This window comes from Agrobacterium sp. (assembly GCF_059499945.1).
Genome location: NZ_JCABZP010000016.1, coordinates 71,981 through 88,325, shown reverse-complemented (window position 1 = coordinate 88,325; position 16,345 = coordinate 71,981). Strand labels below are relative to the sequence as shown.

15 protein-coding genes and 1 riboswitch are annotated in these 16,345 nt (G+C 59.5%); of the genes, 5 read left to right on the top strand and 10 right to left on the bottom strand.

Translation table 11 applies throughout. The annotated features are described in order from the left end of the window. Positions 1-52: 52 nt before the first annotated feature. Positions 53-268: riboswitch (cobalamin riboswitch) on the bottom strand. Positions 269-402: 134 nt separating this feature from the next. Then, positions 403-1,020, top strand: a complete 618-nt coding sequence (cobO, locus tag AC5I5B_RS19780; protein WP_031233710.1) for a cob(I)yrinic acid a,c-diamide adenosyltransferase — start codon at positions 403-405, stop codon at positions 1,018-1,020. A 1-nt stretch (position 1,021) separates the two neighbouring features. Beyond that, positions 1,022-2,479, top strand: coding sequence for a cobyric acid synthase (locus AC5I5B_RS19775; RefSeq protein WP_080866495.1), 1,458 nt, complete (start codon positions 1,022-1,024; stop codon positions 2,477-2,479). On the opposite strand, the gene cbiB is transcribed toward AC5I5B_RS19775, so the two are convergent. Beyond that, positions 2,466-3,431, bottom strand: coding sequence for an adenosylcobinamide-phosphate synthase CbiB (cbiB, locus tag AC5I5B_RS19770; RefSeq protein ID WP_111834609.1), 966 nt, complete (start codon positions 3,429-3,431; stop codon positions 2,466-2,468). The genes AC5I5B_RS19775 and cbiB overlap by 14 nt on opposite strands. Here cbiB and cobD point away from each other — a divergent pair. Continuing rightward, positions 3,430-4,476: a threonine-phosphate decarboxylase CobD gene (cobD, locus tag AC5I5B_RS19765; protein WP_111834608.1), complete on the top strand. Its 1,047-nt coding sequence runs from the start codon at positions 3,430-3,432 to the stop codon at positions 4,474-4,476. The genes cbiB and cobD overlap by 2 nt on opposite strands. Here cobD and AC5I5B_RS19760 read toward each other — a convergent pair. From AC5I5B_RS19760 to AC5I5B_RS19720, 9 genes are all read right to left on the bottom strand, one after another. Further along, positions 4,458-5,735 (bottom strand): L-fuconate dehydratase, encoded by a 1,278-nt coding sequence (locus tag AC5I5B_RS19760; protein WP_060725312.1) that lies wholly within the window; start codon positions 5,733-5,735, stop codon positions 4,458-4,460. The two genes, cobD and AC5I5B_RS19760, sit on opposite strands and share 19 nt — an antisense overlap. A 36-nt stretch (positions 5,736-5,771) precedes the next feature. Then, positions 5,772-6,101 carry an L-rhamnose mutarotase gene (locus AC5I5B_RS19755; protein ID WP_020809694.1) on the bottom strand — a complete coding sequence of 110 codons (330 nt, stop codon included), beginning with the start codon at positions 6,099-6,101 and terminating at the stop codon, positions 5,772-5,774. Positions 6,102-6,112: 11 nt separating this feature from the next. Continuing rightward, positions 6,113-7,246: a mannitol dehydrogenase family protein gene (locus AC5I5B_RS19750; protein ID WP_111834607.1), complete on the bottom strand. Its 1,134-nt coding sequence runs from the start codon at positions 7,244-7,246 to the stop codon at positions 6,113-6,115. Next, positions 7,243-8,253, bottom strand: a complete 1,011-nt coding sequence (locus tag AC5I5B_RS19745) for a zinc-binding alcohol dehydrogenase family protein (RefSeq protein WP_495752785.1) — start codon at positions 8,251-8,253, stop codon at positions 7,243-7,245. Before AC5I5B_RS19745 ends, AC5I5B_RS19750 begins: the two co-directional genes overlap by 4 nt. A 3-nt stretch (positions 8,254-8,256) precedes the next feature. Further along, entirely contained in the window at positions 8,257-9,078 is an 822-nt protein-coding gene (locus tag AC5I5B_RS19740; protein ID WP_111834606.1) for an amidohydrolase family protein, read from the bottom strand. A gap of 3 nt (positions 9,079-9,081) precedes the next feature. After that, entirely contained in the window at positions 9,082-10,095 is a 1,014-nt protein-coding gene (locus AC5I5B_RS19735) for an aldo/keto reductase (protein ID WP_111792787.1), read from the bottom strand. Positions 10,096-10,192: 97 nt separating this feature from the next. Then, on the bottom strand, positions 10,193-11,134 hold the full coding sequence (locus tag AC5I5B_RS19730) for an ABC transporter substrate-binding protein (RefSeq protein ID WP_003505310.1): 942 nt from the start codon (positions 11,132-11,134) through the stop codon (positions 10,193-10,195). 75 nt (positions 11,135-11,209) lie between these two features. After that, positions 11,210-12,232: an ABC transporter permease gene (locus tag AC5I5B_RS19725; protein WP_003505311.1), complete on the bottom strand. Its 1,023-nt coding sequence runs from the start codon at positions 12,230-12,232 to the stop codon at positions 11,210-11,212. Between the two features lie 8 nt (positions 12,233-12,240). Continuing rightward, positions 12,241-13,806 (bottom strand): sugar ABC transporter ATP-binding protein, encoded by a 1,566-nt coding sequence (locus AC5I5B_RS19720; RefSeq protein WP_162687265.1) that lies wholly within the window; start codon positions 13,804-13,806, stop codon positions 12,241-12,243. A gap of 255 nt (positions 13,807-14,061) precedes the next feature. Here AC5I5B_RS19720 and AC5I5B_RS19715 point away from each other — a divergent pair, with 255 nt between their 5' ends. Both AC5I5B_RS19715 and AC5I5B_RS19710 read left to right on the top strand, forming a co-directional pair. Continuing rightward, positions 14,062-14,754: a FadR/GntR family transcriptional regulator gene (locus AC5I5B_RS19715; RefSeq protein ID WP_111834605.1), complete on the top strand. Its 693-nt coding sequence runs from the start codon at positions 14,062-14,064 to the stop codon at positions 14,752-14,754. A gap of 44 nt (positions 14,755-14,798) precedes the next feature. Next, entirely contained in the window at positions 14,799-16,331 is a 1,533-nt protein-coding gene (locus AC5I5B_RS19710; RefSeq protein ID WP_111834604.1) for a UxaA family hydrolase, read from the top strand. Positions 16,332-16,345 lie beyond the last annotated feature (14 nt).

Here is a 16,345-nt window from a genome sequence, read left to right as displayed (position 1 = left end):
GCGCAAACCGGATGTTCGATCTAACCGACTGACCGGAGCACCCCGCCCGGCAGACGTTTTTCCTGAAACGGCAGGTCTCCTGGCTCGCGGCTTTACACCCTGACACCGCCTTCCCGAACCATCTTCAAGGGTCCAGTGGCTTTACGGTGCGGGCTTACCGCTTACAGTTGCGGGGGCAGCCACGGAATGACCCGGTAATCGGGTTGGAACCGTGTTCCCTCTTAGCTTTTCCCGTTGCCGGGAAAAGACCGTCAGTCCGTTACCCTTAGGCTGAACGGGCGTGAGGGTCAATGCTGCGGGCCCTGCGGCGGCACATTGCCGGGTGCGGCAAATTGGGTATAGTCGCCGCTCCGAATGTCGGGGGCACTGGATCCCGCACGGCTGGATGAAAAGGAAAATGCAATGACACGCGACATCAGCGACAGCGAGGCCGAACGCCACCGGCAGAAAATGGTCAACCGCAAGACGGTGCAGGATGCCGAAGTTGCGGAAAAGACCATTGAAAAGGGTCTGCTGATGATTAATACCGGCCCGGGCAAGGGCAAATCCACCGCCGCTTTCGGCCTTGCCCTGCGCATGCTCGGCACCGGACGCAGGGTCGGCGTGGTGCAATTCATCAAGGGGGCATGGTCGACGGGCGAACAGCAGGCGCTGACCTTGTTCGGCGACAAGGTCGTCTGGCGCACCATGGGCGAGGGTTTCACCTGGGACACGCAGGATCTGAAACGCGATGTCGCAGCGGCGGCAAAGGCCTGGGAAGAAGCCAAGATCCTGATGGCCGACGAAACCATCGGCCTGCTGATCCTCGATGAGCTGAACATCGCACTCCGCTACGATTACCTGCCGCTGGAGGAGGTGGTGGAAACGCTTTCCAGCCGCAGGCCCGATCTGCATGTCATCGTTACCGGCCGCAACGCCAAGCAACCGCTCATCGACGCCGCCGACATGGTGACGGAAATGACCCTCGTCAAACATCATTTCAAGGCGGGCGTGAAGGCGCAGGCGGGGATAGAATTCTGACATGGCTGCACGCGTGCTGATGTTTCAGGGAACCGGCTCGGATGTCGGCAAATCGCTGATGGTGGCCGGCCTTGCACGGGCCTTCGTCAGGCGCGGCCTGTCCGTCATGCCGTTCAAGCCGCAGAACATGTCGAACAATGCGGCCGTGACCGCCGATGGCGGCGAGATCGGCCGCGCGCAGGCGCTGCAGGCGCGGGCGGCGGGCGTGCCGCTTTCCGTGCACATGAACCCGGTGCTCCTGAAGCCGCAGAGCGAAACCGGCGCACAGGTGGTCGTGCAGGGCAAGATCGCCGGCAATGCCAAAGCGGCCGATTACCAGCACATGAAGGCCGGACTGATGCCGCGCGTGCTGGAAAGCTTCGAGCTCCTGAAACAGCAGGCCGATCTGGTGCTGGTGGAAGGGGCGGGCAGCGCGTCCGAAATCAACCTGCGTGCCAATGACATCGCCAATATGGGATTTGCGAGAGCTGCGGACGCGCCTGTGATCCTGATCGGCGATATCGACCGGGGCGGCGTCATCGCCAGCCTCGTCGGTACCAAAGCCGTGCTCGAAGCTGAAGACGCGGCGATGATCGAAGGTTTTATCGTCAACCGCTTTCGCGGTGATCCGGCCCTGTTTTCGGACGGCATGCGGATAATTGCGGAAAAGACCGGCTGGGCCTCCATCGGGCTTCTGCCGCATTTTGCCGACGCCGCACAATTGCCGGCGGAGGATGCTCTCGGGCTTTCCGGCCCGGCTGAGCGGAAACCTGGCGCGAAGATCCGCATTGCCGTGCCGATCCTGCCGCATATTTCCAATTTCGATGATCTCGATCCCCTGGACATGGAACCCGATGTCGAACTGATCCGCGTGCGGCCGGGCGAGACAATTCCTACCGATTGCCGTCTGATCCTGCTGTGCGGTTCGAAATCCACTATCGCCGACCTTGCCGTGCTGAAGAATGCTGGCCTGGACATTGATATCAAGGCGCATGTAAGACGCGGCGGCTATGTTCTGGGCCTCTGCGGCGGATACCAGATGCTTGGAAAAACAGTTGCCGATCCTGACGGTATCGAAGGATCGCCAGCGACGGTCGAGGGAATGGGCCTGCTGGATGTCGACACGGTTCTGACGGGCGACAAGCGGCTCATTTCCGTTCGCGGCACGAGTTTCGACGGCATAGATTTATCCGGCTACGAAATGCATGTCGGCGAAACCACAGGCATGACGGACCATCTGCCGTTCTCGACGCTCGATGGGCATAATGATGGCGCCATCTCGGCCTCTGGCCGCGTCTTCGGCACCTATATTCACGGTCTTTTCGCGGATGATCGCCAACGCGGCGCATGGCTGGAGCGTCTCGGCGGGCAGGGCGCGGACCTGAACTATGATGCGCAGGTGGAGACTGTTCTCGATCATCTTGCGGTCCATATGGAGCAGCACCTCGACCTCGACCGTCTGCTGGCTATAGCGCGATAAGGATCGCCAGAAGTCCGAACAGGCCGATCAACAGCAGATCGGCCACCCGCGCCAGTCGCAGCGCCCTGCGAATATCCTCCGCAACAAGCGTCGCCCTCCCGCCTTCACCCATGAAGCGCGCCTCGATCATCTGCCCGCCATAGGAGCGTGGGCCTGCAAGCGCGAAGCCCAGAGCGCCGGCCAGCGCCGCCTCCGGCCAGCCGGCATTGGGGGAACGGTGGTGATGGGCATCGCGACGTATCGCGGCAATGGCCCCGCCGGGTGATGCGCCCTTCACGAAAAACGAAGCGGCCACGAAAAGACCGCCGCTCAGTCTCGACGCCGGCAGATTGACCAGATCGTCCAGCCGGGCGGACGCCCAGCCGAAGGCCTCATGGCGGGGTGAGCGATGGCCGATCATGCTGTCAGCCGTATTGATTGCCTTGTAAGCCGCGCCGCCCGGCAGGCCCAGGAGACCGAGCCACAGGGCGGGTGCAACGATGCCGTCGGAAAAATTCTCGGCCAGACTTTCGATCGCCGCCCGGCAGATCGCCGCCTCATCAAGCTTTTGCGGATCGCGCCCGACGATCATCGATACCGCCTTGCGGCCACCGCCCACGCCCTCGCGCTCCAGAGCAGTGGCGACAGCCTCCACATGCTGCTCAAGACTTTTCTGCGCCGGAAGCGAAGCGCCCAGCACGGCAACCAGCAAAATGCCGAAGGGCAGAAAAATCAGGGTGGATTGCGCAAACCATGCAAGGAGCAGCGTCAGCCCGACGAAACCGGCCAGAGCCGCCACACCTGCCGCCTTGCGCTGTGAAAATGACGCGTTCTCCCGGTTCCATTTTTTGTCCAGCAGCGCGATAAGCGAACCGACCCAGGTAACGGGATGGCCGATGCGTTTGAACAGCCAGTCCGGATAGCCGGTCAGGCGTTCGATCAAGAGCGACAAGAAAGCGAGAGCAAAGAACATGGGCGAAACAGTACCAGAAAAGGCGCAGGCTGCGATCCGTCACGGCGGCAATCTCGGCAGGGCGCGTCTGATGTTTCCTGAAGCGCCGGAACCGTGGATCGACCTTTCGACCGGGATCAATCCGCACTCCTATCCGCATTCGCCCGTTCCCGCCAGCGCATTCGCCCGCCTGCCGGAACCGGATGCCGCCGAAGAATTGAAACAGCTGGCTGCAGCCCATTTCGACGCGCCTTCCGCCCGGCATGTGGTGCTTTCACCCGGCACCCAGATGCTGATGCCATTGCTGGCTCAGATTGCACTTGCTCGCGGGGCCAAGAGCGGCACCGTGCTTTCGCCCGCTTATGCGGAACATGCCCGGACCGCGCGGATGGCCGGACTTGCCGTGACCGAGGTGGAAAACACCCGGGAGCTATCGGCTCACGATTATGCCGTGGTGGTCAATCCCAATAATCCCGATGGCCGCATCACAGATCGCGCAGCGTTGCTGTCGCTAGCCGAAGCCATGCGCCTCAAGGGCGGATTGCTCGTCGTGGACGAAGCCTTCACCGAGACGGGACTTGCCGAAAGCCTCGCGAATGCCACCGGTCAGGAAGCGCTGGTGGTCCTGCGCTCATTCGGCAAATTTTACGGCATGGCGGGCGTTCGGCTGGGTTTCGCCATTGCACAGCCCGATATCGCCGCTGAACTTGAAGCAAAGCTCGGCCCCTGGGCGGTTTCTGGCCCGGCGCTTCATATCGCGACGCAGGCTCTGGCGGATAAGAAATGGCAATCTTCCATGCGTCTGCGCCTTGCCGAAGACTCCCGGCGCATGAATGACATGCTGGAAAAAACGGGACAGGCGATTGCCGGCGGCACGTCCCTTTTCACTCTGGTGCGCACCCCCCGGGCCACCGAACTGTTCAGCCATCTTGGCCAACACGGCATTCTGGTCCGCATTTTTGATGAAAGGCCGAACGACGTGCGTTTCGGCCTTCCCGGGAGCGAAACGGAGTGGCAGCGCCTTAAGGAGGCGCTGTCATCCCTCGGTTATTCCTCGAAGGTGTAGGTCTCGATCGACTCCGGCTTCATTTCGATGGAGAAGCCCGGCAGTTTCGGCGGCATGTAAGCGGCGTTTCTGATATCGCAGGGTTCGATGAAGTGCTCGTGCAGATGATCTACATATTCGATCACGCGGCCTTCCTTCGTACCAGATACCACCAGATAGTCGATCATCGACAGATGCTGCACATATTCGCAAAGGCCGACGCCGCCGGCATGCGGCCAAACCGGTAAATTGTATTTGGCGGCGATCAGGAGAACCGCCAGCACCTCGTTCAGGCCACCCATGCGGCAGCTGTCGATCTGCACCACATCGATCGCGCCTTCAGCGATGAACTGCTTGAACATGATCCGGTTCTGGCACATTTCGCCCGTCGCCACCTTCACCGAACCGATGGCAGCACGAATTTTGCGATGGCCAGCGACATCATCCGGGCTGGTCGGTTCTTCGATGAAGAAGGGCTTGGAAAAGGCGAGCTTATTCACCCACTCGATTGCCTGATCAACTTCCCACACCTGATTGGCATCGATCATCAGGTAACGGTCGGGACCAATCACCTCGCGGGCTATGGTAAGACGGCGAATGTCGTCTTCCAGATCACGGCCGACCTTCATCTTCACATGGTTGAAACCGGCATCGATGGCTTCCTGGCAAAGACGGCGCAGCTTGGCGTCGTCATAGCCAAGCCAGCCGGCCGACGTGGTATAGCAGGCGTAACCTTCGTTCTTCAGCGTCTCGATACGTTCCTTCTTGCCGCTTTCGGCTTTTTTGAGGATCGCGAGCGCATCGTCGCGGGTCAGCACGTCCGTCAGATAGCGATAATCGACGATATCTGCGATTTCTTCCGGGCTCATGTCGGCGACAAGCTGCCACACCGGCTTGCCCGCCTTCTTGGCCAGCAGATCCCATACCGCATTCACAACGGCGCCGGTGGCGAGATGCATCGCGCCCTTGTCCGGGCCGATCCAACGCAGCTGGCTGTCGCTCGTCAGATGCCGCCAATATTTGCCGGGGTTCTCGGTGACGGTGGCAAGATCGGTGCCGACCACCAGATGACGCATCGCTTCGATGGCCATGCAGCAGATGTCATTGCCGCGGCCGATGGTGAAGGTCAGCCCGTGGCCTTTGAGACCCGCCTCATCGGTATCGAGAATGACATAAGCCGCCGAATAATCCGGGTCGGGGTTCATCGCATCCGAACCGTCGAGACTTTGGGAGGTCGGAAAACGCAGGTCGAAAACACGCAGATCAGTAATTTTGGTCATGGCCGGTCACTCGCGGTCAGTGTCAAAGGAAATCGTTCAATCGTGGTGGAAGGTCTCTTCCATCATCGCCCACCACTCGCCTTCCTTGCGGCTTTCGAGTGGTTGCTGGCAGGGAATCGTGAAGGACCACCATTCCTGGTTCTTGGGGCTTTCGGCCATCTTCGCCATGTCGGCGCTGATATCGGTGCCGTGATATTCCCAATAGCCGAAGAGCAGATTTTCCGGCTCGCGCAGGAAGATCGTGTAATTGCGGATATTGCAGTCGCTGATGAGCGCCAGAATTTCAGGCCAGACGGCGGCGTGCAGCCTTTTATATTCCGCGATCATGTCAGGTTTGACGCCTATGACCATGCCCATACGCTGCATGAAAAACTCCGTTATTGCTTGATGGTGGCGAGCGCAGCGCGCAGCTTTGTCTGCGGTAGGCTTAATCCCAGCCGTTCCGCCGCGGCAATGACCGGAGCGAAGCGGCGACGCTTCTTTTCGTCGTGGTTGCCGGCGATATCAGCCAGCCGATGCGCGAGAAAGGGATTGCGCAAACGCTCCCGCAACTGACCTATATAGGCCTGCGCTTCGTCTCCCATGCCTTCGGCCGCAAAGACCGGCAGAACCTCGTCCCGCCAGAGCGTCTCCAGATCCGCGACGAGAGCATCGTCGGCCATTGCCTGACGCACCGTCTCGTCTTTCCCGCGCGCATCCTGCGTCCAGCGTTCCGCCAGATAGGAATGGCCGAGATTGAGCAGGAAAAGCTTCAGCTTTTCATAGTGATCGAGATCGTCCGTGAGCACCACGGCAGGGTGCGTGCAGGGAATGACAAGCCCGTCCTGCTTCTCGATCGCCCATAGCGCATAGGGCTCCGCCACCGCACCCACCGGATCGATAGGTTCGGAGACGATGCGATCCACCAGACTATTGGCGAAACGGCACTTCTCGTTCAGATAAAAGGCAAAACCCGCCGGCAATTGCCATTCATCGGCAAGCCGGCGAATGACCTCCTTCAGCCTTTCGCCGTTACGCGGCACAAGTTCACAGGGGAAGATGGACACGGTCGCTTCCGGATTGCTCTGAAAACGCTCCAGCATCAACATGCAGAGTTTCGCCGGAAAGCTCTTCGGCACGATCGTAAAATCGCCAGCAAGCCCAGCATTGTCGGCCGAATCCAGCTCATAACCGCGGTCGCCCGTATTGGACAGAATGACCTCGGCCTCGCAGGCGAGGCGGCGCACTTCGGCCCAGTCGGTCGCAGCGGTCAGTGCCCGCGCGACAGCCCTGCCTTGAATTTCCTCGTCCACTTCCTGCCCATCACGAATACCGCGAATAAGCACTGGGTAGGGCGCGCCGCTGTTCAGCGCCGCAACGCGCTTCAGGCTCTCCGCATTGCCGGTCGTCTGGATAATCGCAATGCGCCCGAGCGCTTCGCCCTTGTCCAGCGCCTGCGAAACAAAGAGATCCGCATGCGCCAGAAGAAAGCGGCTGGTGCCGAATTGCAGGATGGGCGTATCGGACGTCATGCGACCTCCACCATGCCTTTGATCACTCCGGCCTTCGGATCGGTCAGGCCGGAAAATTTGGAGGGCACATCGGCAAGCGTCATGCGATGGGTGATCAGTGCCTCCGGCACCTTGCCTTCCCGCAGCGCCTGCAGGACGCGCTCGAAATCCTGAGGCGTGGCATTGCGGCTGCCGAGCAGCGTCGTCTCACGCTTGTGGAACTCCGGATCGTTGAAGCTGATATCGCTGGCGACGATGGAGACCAGCACGTAGGAACCGCCATGGCCGACAAAGGAAAAGCCGCGCTCCATGGCTTTCGGATTGCCGGTCGCATCAAAGACCGCATCGAAGAAATCGCCGTCGGTGATTTCGGAAAGACGATCTTTGTCACCTTCCCCGAGTGTCACCGTATGCGCAACGCCAAGATGCTCCTTGCAGAAATCCAATCGGTCGGTACGTCCATCGATCATCGTCACTTCGCCACCATCGAGAACGGCGAAAACCGCAACGGCCATGCCGATCGGGCCGGCACCGACGATCAGAACCTTCTGCCCCCTCTCGACTGTGCCACGGCGCACCGCATGCGCACCAATAGCCAGAAATTCGGTCATCGCCGCCTGGTCGAGGCTCAGCCCCTCCGCCTTCAGTACAAATTGCTGCGGCACGCTCAGATATTCGACCATGCCGCCGTCACGATGAACGCCGAGCACACCGATATTGCGGCAGCAATTGCTCTTGCCCTTAAGGCAGGCGCTGCATTTGCCGCACGAGATATAGGGAATGACGGTGACCACGTCGCCCACGGACAGATGGCTGCCTTGCGGCGCCTCTTCCACCGTGCCGGAAAGCTCATGACCCATGATACGCGGATAGGAAAGATAAGGCTGGTTGCCGGTGAAGATGTGCAGATCCGTGCCGCAAACACCAATGCGGCGGATGCGCACCAGCACTTCACCTTCGCCACGCGCTGGTTTCGGCAGTTCCTTGGGGACGAGTTGACCTGGGGTTTCGCAGAAAATCGCCAGCATGCATCACCTGTGGGAAAGGGAATAAAAACGAATGGCATTACCGCCAAAGACTGCCGCATGGTCCTCTGCCGGCACGATATCGCGGCAGAAATCCAGCCATGCCTGATAATCGCCGGCCAGCCGCAACACCGGCCAGTCACTGCCGAAAATCACGCGGTTGCCACCAAAGAGTTCAAGAATGGTCTCGGCATAAGGCCGCACGGCTTCCGGTCGCTGTTCACCGCGCTCGGTCAGCAGACCGGAGAGTTTGCAATGGACATTGGGAAGAGCCGCCAGAGCGGCCATATCCTTGCGCCAGTCGCTGTAGTGACCGATGGCAATCACGGGCTTCGCGCCATGGTCGATGACGATGGGCAACTGCGGATGGCGGCGGGCGAACGACAGCAGATGCGGCAGATTGGGCGGCAGGACCAGCGCATCGAACGCCAGACCGTGCTTTACCAAAGCCGCCGCGGCTGGATCGAGTGCCGGATCATCGATCCAGGCAACATCCTCCATGCCCTGCAACATCGGACGCACAGCCTTGAAGGCCGGATGTTTTGCCCGGCGAGCAATTTCACTCGCCGCCTCGGGAGACTTCATGTCCACCCAGCCAACCACGCCCTTGATGAAATCGGTCTTTTCCGCCAGTTCCAGCATGAAATCCGTGTCGGCCCGTGTCTCCATCGTCTGCACCAGCACGGTGCCGGAAACTCCGGCAGCGGCCAGCAAGGGCGACAGATCGGCGGGGAGAAAATCCCGGTAGATGGCGGCGAGCGACGGCGGCGGCCATTGCCCGGCACGATCCTTCATCAGCCAGAAATGCTGGTGGGCGTCGATAATCATGCCTCAAGCCTTCCCGACAGGCGTAGGCGCACCTTCGGCAATCAGGCCACGTCTGTGCAGCTCGGACCAGAATTCATCCGGGATCGACTGTTCGAACCATTCGATATTGGAAGCGAGCTGCTGCGCATTACGCGCACCTGAGACAACAGTGACCGAAGCCGGATGGGCGAGCGGAAACTGCAATGCGGCGGCCTGCAGCGATACGCCGAGTTCCTCGCAAACACCCTGCAGCGCATCGACACGCGTGAGAATATCGGCAGGCGCGTCAGCATAATTGAATTTGCGGTTGCCAGCGAGAATGCCGGAATTGAAAGCACCGGCGACAACGATACCGACGCCGCTTTCAGCGCAACGGTTCATGAAACCAAGGCTCTGCTGTTCCAGCAGCGTATAACGGCCAGCGAGCATGGCGACGTCGATGTCGAAGACATCCATCGCGTCGCTGACAATTTCCCACTCGTTGACGCCAAGGCCGATGGCCCCCGTCGATCCTTCCTCGCGGAGCTTGCCAAGCGCCCGGAAGCCGCCGCCCGTGGTCAACTGCTCCCAATAATGCTGGTGCTTTTCGCCATGGGTGTAGGAACCGATATCGTGGACATAAAGAATATCCGGCTTCAGGACGCCTAGCCGCTGCTGGCTTGCCTCGAAGGAGCGCAGAATACCGTCATAGGAATAATCATAGACCGGGCGGAAGGGCAGGGGCGCTATATAAGCATCCTCCTCCGGACCGACGGTCTCGTCAGGAACCATCACACGGCCGACCTTGGTGCTGAGCGTATATTCGCTCCGGTCATGCTCCGTAACCATGGTGCCGAGACGACGCTCCGACCGCGTATAGCCATAAAACGGCGCGGTATCGAAATAACGCATGCCGCTTTCCCATGCCTTGTCGAACGCACCCTTGGACTCTTCATAGGGGGTGACGCGGTAGAGATTGCCCATCTGGGCGCAACCGAGGCCCATGACGGTGACGTCAACGGCGCGGTGCGGCAACTTACGTGTATCGGAGACTTTCATCGCAGGGACTTCCTGAATTTCTAGCTAGAGCGGGATGGTGAAAACCGCATCTCAAACAGGTAAGGCGCGCCGCCACAGGGCGGCGCGCCATCATGCATCAGTAAAGAACGTTCTTGGCTTCCGGCTTTTCGATATTGTCCTTGGTGACAACAACGACGCCGGTATCGACGAACTTCTCGACCTTTTCCTTGTTGATGAGCTTGGAAATGGTCTCTACGCCCTTTTCACCCATCTGGTAGGAACCCTGAACCACGATACCGCCCAGCGTGCCATCCTTGACGAAGCTCTGAAGGTCCTGATTGCCGTCGAAACCGATGGCGACGACCTTGCCGGCCTTGCCGCTCTGGGCGAGAGCGCGGCCAACGCCGATTGCCGTCGGCTCGTTAGCGCCGAAAATGCCCTTGAGGTCCGAATTGGCGGCCAGAACGTCGGTCGTCTGGTTCAGCGCGGTGGCCATCTGCGACTGCGAGTAGAACGGTCCGACAATCTTCAGATTGGAGTTCATCTGGATATAGTCGGTGAAACCGCCGACACGGCCGATTTCGGAACCGGCACCAGCGACATAAGACATGACGGCGATCTTGCCTTCCTTGCCCACCTTGTCGATCAGCGCCTGCGCTGCCAGTTCGCCGGCTTTCTTGTTATCGGTCGCCAGGAACGACTGGTAATATTGCTCCGAGCCCTTGGCGAGCTGCGAGTCGATCAGGACGACGGGAATACGGGCTTCCCAGGCCTTCTTGACGGCAGGCACCAGCGCGTCCGGATCGGAAGGTGCGAGAACAATACCAGCAACCTTACGGTTGATGGCGTTTTCAACCATGTTGACCTGGTCGGCAATCGCCGATTCAGCAGCCGGACCCTGGAAGGTCATGGTGTTGCCGGAAGAATTCTTCATCGCCGCGTCAGCGCCCTTCTGGACGTTCTGCCAGAAGGTGGAGTTGACGGTCTTGACGATGACGGCGATTTCACCGGCCTGCACGGTGGAAACGCTCCACAGCGCGATTGCGGATGTCAGAAGGGCAGTCGCAATTTTCTTCATTTCTTCCTCCGTGATGTCGGCATACCGGGCCTCCCCTGCCGATCTTTTTTGCGGAAAGGGTCCGCAGCCCTTTGATCAGCGGCGGTTGCGCAGCTGGTCGATCCAGACGGTGACCAGAATGACGAGGCCGATGATGATCTGTTGCGTGAAGGCGGAGACGCCATTCATATTGAGACCGTTGCGCAGGATGCCGATGACGAAGGCACCGATGGCCGTACCGGAAATCGTGCCGACGCCGCCGATCAGCGATGTGCCGCCGATAACGGCGCTGGCAATCGCATCCAGCTCATACATCACGCCCTCATTCGGCTGGGCAGTGACGAGGCGCGACATCAGCACGCAGCCCGTCAGCCCGGCGAGCGTGCCGGACAGGATGTAGGTGAAATTGGTGACGCGGGCGACGTTGACACCGGAAAGGCGTGCAGCATCCGCATTGGAGCCCACGGCGTAGATGTGGCGGCCGAGGATCGAGCGGTTGAGCATGAAGGAAACCGCAAGCGCAATCACCACCATCAGGATGACGGGGTAAGGAATGCCGGGGAAAACGACATTCGGAAAACCGTCGTCACCGATATTAACAATGCGGAAGAGAGCGCCGTTGCCGAGTTCGCCAAAGGATTCACCAAGGCCCGAAACGGCGCGCGCACCGGTAATCTGCAGCGCCACGCCGCGCGCGATCAGCATCATGCCGAGAGTGGCGATGAAGGGCGGCAGCTTGAAACGCGTGACCAGAAGGCCGTTGATGAAACCACAGAGCGATCCCGTCAGAATGCCGAGCAACATGCCGATCGGCACAGGCATGCCGAGTTCCTTCACCGCAAGGGCGGCAACCACACCGGCGAGCGCCAGCACCGAACCGACAGAAAGATCGATACCGCCGGTGATGATGACGCAGGTGGCACCAATGCCGAGCAGAGCGATGGACGTGACCTGCAACGCAATCGTCATGCCGTTATTGACGGTGAAGAAGGCGCTGCTGGTGGCGGAGAAGACCGCGACGAGGGCGAACAGGCTGCCGAGCGCAGCAAACTTCTGGATGATGTCCTTCTGGCGGTCGCTGACAGCAAAGCTCTTCTTGGGTTCTGCAATATTGGCCATGTCGTTCCTCACTGCGCGGCCCGGCCGTAACCGGACGCATACCGCATGATTTCTTCCTGATTGGTCTTGGCGGTTTCGAGTACGCCCGTGATGCGGCCCTGATGGAAGACCGCGATGCGATCCGTCAGCCCCAGAATTTCCGGCAATTCCGAACTGATGAGAACGACGCCGATGCCCTGTGCGGCCAGTTCGTCCATGATCTTGTAGATCGCGAATTTCGCGCCGACATCGATGCCGCGTGTCGGCTCATCGAAGAACAGCACGCGCGACTGGCGGAACAGCCATTTGCCGATGATGATTTTCTGCTGATTGCCACCCGAAAGCAGCCGCACCGTCTGATCGATCGAAGGGGTGCGGATATTCAGAAGGTCGACGTAGCGCTTGGCGACGTCGTCGTGCTTCTTGAAGTCGATCAGCCCGAAACGGTTGGAAACCTCGCCGAGATTGGCAAGCGTCGTATTGGCCGCCACCGACATCTTGATGGCGAGGCCATCGCTTTTGCGGTCTTCCGAGAGATAGGCAATACCTTCTTCGATCGCGTCCTGTGGCGAGTTGATCGAAAGCTCGCGCCCATTGAAGGTGATTTTGCCGGCATCAAGCGGATCGGCCCCGAAGATCGCCCGCGCGACTTCCGTTCGTCCCGCGCCCATAAGTCCGGCAAAACCGAGGATTTCACCGCGCCGCAGTGAAAAGCTCACATCGCTGAATACGCCATTGCGGGCCAGACCTTCAACGGAGAAGATGACGTCTTCCGTCGGGCGCGATGTGCGCTCGGGGAATTTGTCTTCCAATGAACGCCCGACCATGCGGGTGACGATGTCATCGACGGTAATCGAGGCGAAATCGTCGGTCGAAATATAACGTCCGTCACGCAGGACCGTCACACGGTCGACGATCTCGGCCATTTCATCGAGACGATGGGAAATGTAAACGATGCCGACGCCGGAGGCTTTGAGGTCCCGGATAACCTTGAAAAGAAGGCGGGTTTCCTGCTCGGTCAGCGAAGAGGTCGGCTCATCCATGATGAGCACTTCCGCATCAAGCGACAGCGCCTTGGCAATCTCCACCATCTGACATTGGGCGACGGAGAGGCCACGGACCATCTGGTCGGGGTTGATATCAACACCCAGCCGGTCGAGACAGCGCTTGGCGTCGAGACGCAGCTTCTTGCGGTCAACGAGGAAACCGCGACGCGGTTCGCGCGCAAGATAGATGTTCTCGGCAACGGAAAGATGCGGAACGAGGTTGAGTTCCTGGTGAATGATGGCGATGCCGGCGGCTTCGGATTCCAGCGGTGATGCATATTGCACCTTCACGCCCTTGTGCAGGATCGTGCCGTCGCTCGGCTGATAAACGCCGCTGATGATTTTCATCAGCGTCGATTTTCCCGCACCATTCTCGCCGCAGACGGCATGCACTTCACCGCCGCGCAAATCAAAATGCACGTTGGACAGCGCTTTGACGCCCGGAAATTCCTTGCTGATATTGTCGAGACGCAGAAGGGCCGAACGCTCCGCGCGCGCCATCTCCTCAGGCGAAAAATCGCCCCGAATTGTCGATGCGCCCTGCGACATCTGGAAACCTCCCACCCGTATCCCCGCTCCACCGGGGTTCATGAACAGGTCAAATGGTTAGGCCGGTTTTTCAGAATGGTCAAGCCAATTAGGTCAAAATTTGCTATCCTGCATCCGAAGCGGAAACAGAGTATCGAAATCATATCGGTAATAAGCATGTATTTTCATATGATTAAGTAATTCCTTGCGCATTGATACGCTTGGCGTTACGGTAAGGCCAAATACGGATTGCAGATAGGGCTCGTCGGAAAACACATGAGTGGTCAGGCCAAAATAGCGGAACCGCGCAGGCTTTATCAGCAGATTGCGGACCAGATACGTGAACTCATCGATATGGGTGAATTCCTACCCGGTACGCGGCTTCCCGCCGAACGGGAACTGGCCCAGAAGCTCGGTGTATCAAGGCCTTCGTTGCGCGAGGCGCTGATTGCGCTTGAAATCGACAACACCGTCGAGATTCGCATGGGTTCCGGCGTCTATGTGTCGGCGGAAGCTCTGCAGACGACCCATCATACCAAATCGCTTGGCGACAGCCCCTCCGAACTGATGCAGGCGCGGGCCGCGCTGGAGGGCGCGACCATCGTGCTGGCGGCAAGCCGGATGACCGATGAGACGATCGCGACCCTCCGCCAGATACTCAACACCATGCAAAGGGAAATCGAGGCCAGTCGCAAACCTCTGGATCAGGACCGGCTGTTTCACGTCACCATAGCCGAGCAATCCGGTAACAGCGTTCTGGCCCGAATGGTGGCGAACCTTTTCGATGAGCGCCACAGCCCGATTTCGGCCCAGCTTCGCGTGAAATTTGAAGACCGCGATACCTGGACCCATGCGCTTCAGGAACATGAAGCCATTCTGGCGGCGCTTGAGCTTAAAGACCCGCTGCTGGCGCAGGCAGCCATGCATACCCATCTGGAAGGTTCGAAGAGACGCTGGGTAGAAAGCTGATTTCGAAACATAGCAGACAATATATACCGGGAGGAGGATAACCCGTGAGTGAGAATTCCGAGGCAACCATTTTGCTGAACGCCAACGACAATGTCGCGGTGGCGCGTCGGTCCATTCCGGCCGGCGGCGCAACGGGCAGGGGAGATCTGGCGGCGCTCGAATTGATCGGGCGCGGACATAAGGTGGCCCTCAAACTCATCAAATCCGGAGACGAGGTGCTGAAATACGGACAGGTGATCGGCATCGCCACACAGGATATCGAGCCCGGCCGGCATGTTCACCTGCACAATCTCGCCATGGTGCCGTCCGAACACGCGCATCAGTTCAGTATCGATATTGAAGAAAAGGGCATGCTGCCGGAAGCCGAGCGCCGGACGTTCAAGGGGTATGACCGCGGCCTCGGTGGCGTCGGAACACGAAACTATATCGGCGTCATCGCTTCGGTGAACTGTTCCGCCACGGTATCGCGTTACATCGCCGATTATTTCAACAAGCAGGGCGGCCTTGATGGTTTCGACAATGTCGATGGCGTCGTGGCGCTGACCCATGGGGGCGGCTGTGCGCTGAATACAAAATCGGAAGGTTACCGCCTGCTGATCCGCACCATTCAGGGTTATGCCCGCCATCCGAATTTCGGCGGCATTCTGCTGATCGGCCTCGGCTGTGAAACCAACCAGATCGCCCCCATCCTCGAACATTACAAGATGGAAGAGGGTGAGCGGCTGCGCACCATGACGATCCAGCAGCATGGCGGCACCCGCAAGACGATCGATGCGGCGATCGCCGAGATCAAGGCCATGCTGCCAATGGTCAACGCCGCCAGCCGCACCGAGCAACCACTCTCCAAGCTGAAGGTGGCGCTGGAATGTGGTGGTTCGGATGGTTACTCTGGCATTTCCGCTAACCCGGCCCTGGGTTATGCCTCCGACCTCATCGTCCGCAACGGCGGCACCACAGTCCTCTCCGAAACGCCGGAGATTTACGGCGCCGAGCATCTGTTGACGAAGCGCGCAGTCACCCCTGCCGTCGCCGAGAAGCTCTTGCAGCGTATCGACTGGTGGCGGGATTATACCGCCCGCAACGGTGACGAACTAAACAACAACCCTTCCCACGGCAACAAGCTTGGCGGCCTGACCACCATTCTGGAAAAATCACTCGGCGCAGTCGCAAAGGGCGGCTCCATGCCGCTGAAGGCGGTTTATGAATTTGCCGAGACCGTGACGGAGCAGGGTTTCGTCTTCATGGATACACCAGGCTATGATCCCGTTGCCGTCACCGGCCAGGTCGCGGGCGGCTGCAACGTCATCTGTTTCACCACCGGCCGCGGCTCGGTCTCGGGCTTCAAGCCGGCTCCCTGCATCAAGATCGCCACCAATTCCGAAATGTATGAACACATGAAGGAAGACATGGATATCAATTGCGGCGAGATCGTCACCGGCAACGAAACCATCGAACAATCCGGCAAACGAATTTTCGAGCATATTCTGGCCGTCGCATCCGGCGACAAGACCGTCAGCGAGATTTACGACTACGGCGACAACGAATTTGTGCCTTGGCAGGTTGGGGCTGTGACCTGAACCTGCGACACCAG

Excerpts from the sequence above, each read along its gene's own strand:
- cobO (WP_031233710.1), top strand. The coding sequence starts at position 403 with ATGACACGCGACATCAGCGACAGCGAGGCCGAACGCCACCGGCAGAAA.
- AC5I5B_RS19775 (WP_080866495.1), top strand. The coding sequence starts at position 1,022 with ATGGCTGCACGCGTGCTGATGTTTCAGGGAACCGGCTCGGATGTCGGC.
- cobD (WP_111834608.1), top strand. The coding sequence starts at position 3,430 with ATGGGCGAAACAGTACCAGAAAAGGCGCAGGCTGCGATCCGTCACGGC.
- cbiB (WP_111834609.1), bottom strand. The coding sequence starts at position 3,431 with ATGTTCTTTGCTCTCGCTTTCTTGTCGCTCTTGATCGAACGCCTGACC.
- AC5I5B_RS19760 (WP_060725312.1), bottom strand. The coding sequence starts at position 5,735 with ATGACCAAAATTACTGATCTGCGTGTTTTCGACCTGCGTTTTCCGACC.
- AC5I5B_RS19755 (WP_020809694.1), bottom strand. The coding sequence starts at position 6,101 with ATGCAGCGTATGGGCATGGTCATAGGCGTCAAACCTGACATGATCGCG.
- AC5I5B_RS19750 (WP_111834607.1), bottom strand. The coding sequence starts at position 7,246 with ATGACGTCCGATACGCCCATCCTGCAATTCGGCACCAGCCGCTTTCTT.
- AC5I5B_RS19745 (WP_495752785.1), bottom strand. The coding sequence starts at position 8,253 with ATGCTGGCGATTTTCTGCGAAACCCCAGGTCAACTCGTCCCCAAGGAA.
- AC5I5B_RS19740 (WP_111834606.1), bottom strand. The coding sequence starts at position 9,078 with ATGATTATCGACGCCCACCAGCATTTCTGGCTGATGAAGGATCGTGCC.
- AC5I5B_RS19735 (WP_111792787.1), bottom strand. The coding sequence starts at position 10,095 with ATGAAAGTCTCCGATACACGTAAGTTGCCGCACCGCGCCGTTGACGTC.
- AC5I5B_RS19730 (WP_003505310.1), bottom strand. The coding sequence starts at position 11,134 with ATGAAGAAAATTGCGACTGCCCTTCTGACATCCGCAATCGCGCTGTGG.
- AC5I5B_RS19725 (WP_003505311.1), bottom strand. The coding sequence starts at position 12,232 with ATGGCCAATATTGCAGAACCCAAGAAGAGCTTTGCTGTCAGCGACCGC.
- AC5I5B_RS19720 (WP_162687265.1), bottom strand. The coding sequence starts at position 13,806 with ATGTCGCAGGGCGCATCGACAATTCGGGGCGATTTTTCGCCTGAGGAG.
- AC5I5B_RS19715 (WP_111834605.1), top strand. The coding sequence starts at position 14,062 with ATGAGTGGTCAGGCCAAAATAGCGGAACCGCGCAGGCTTTATCAGCAG.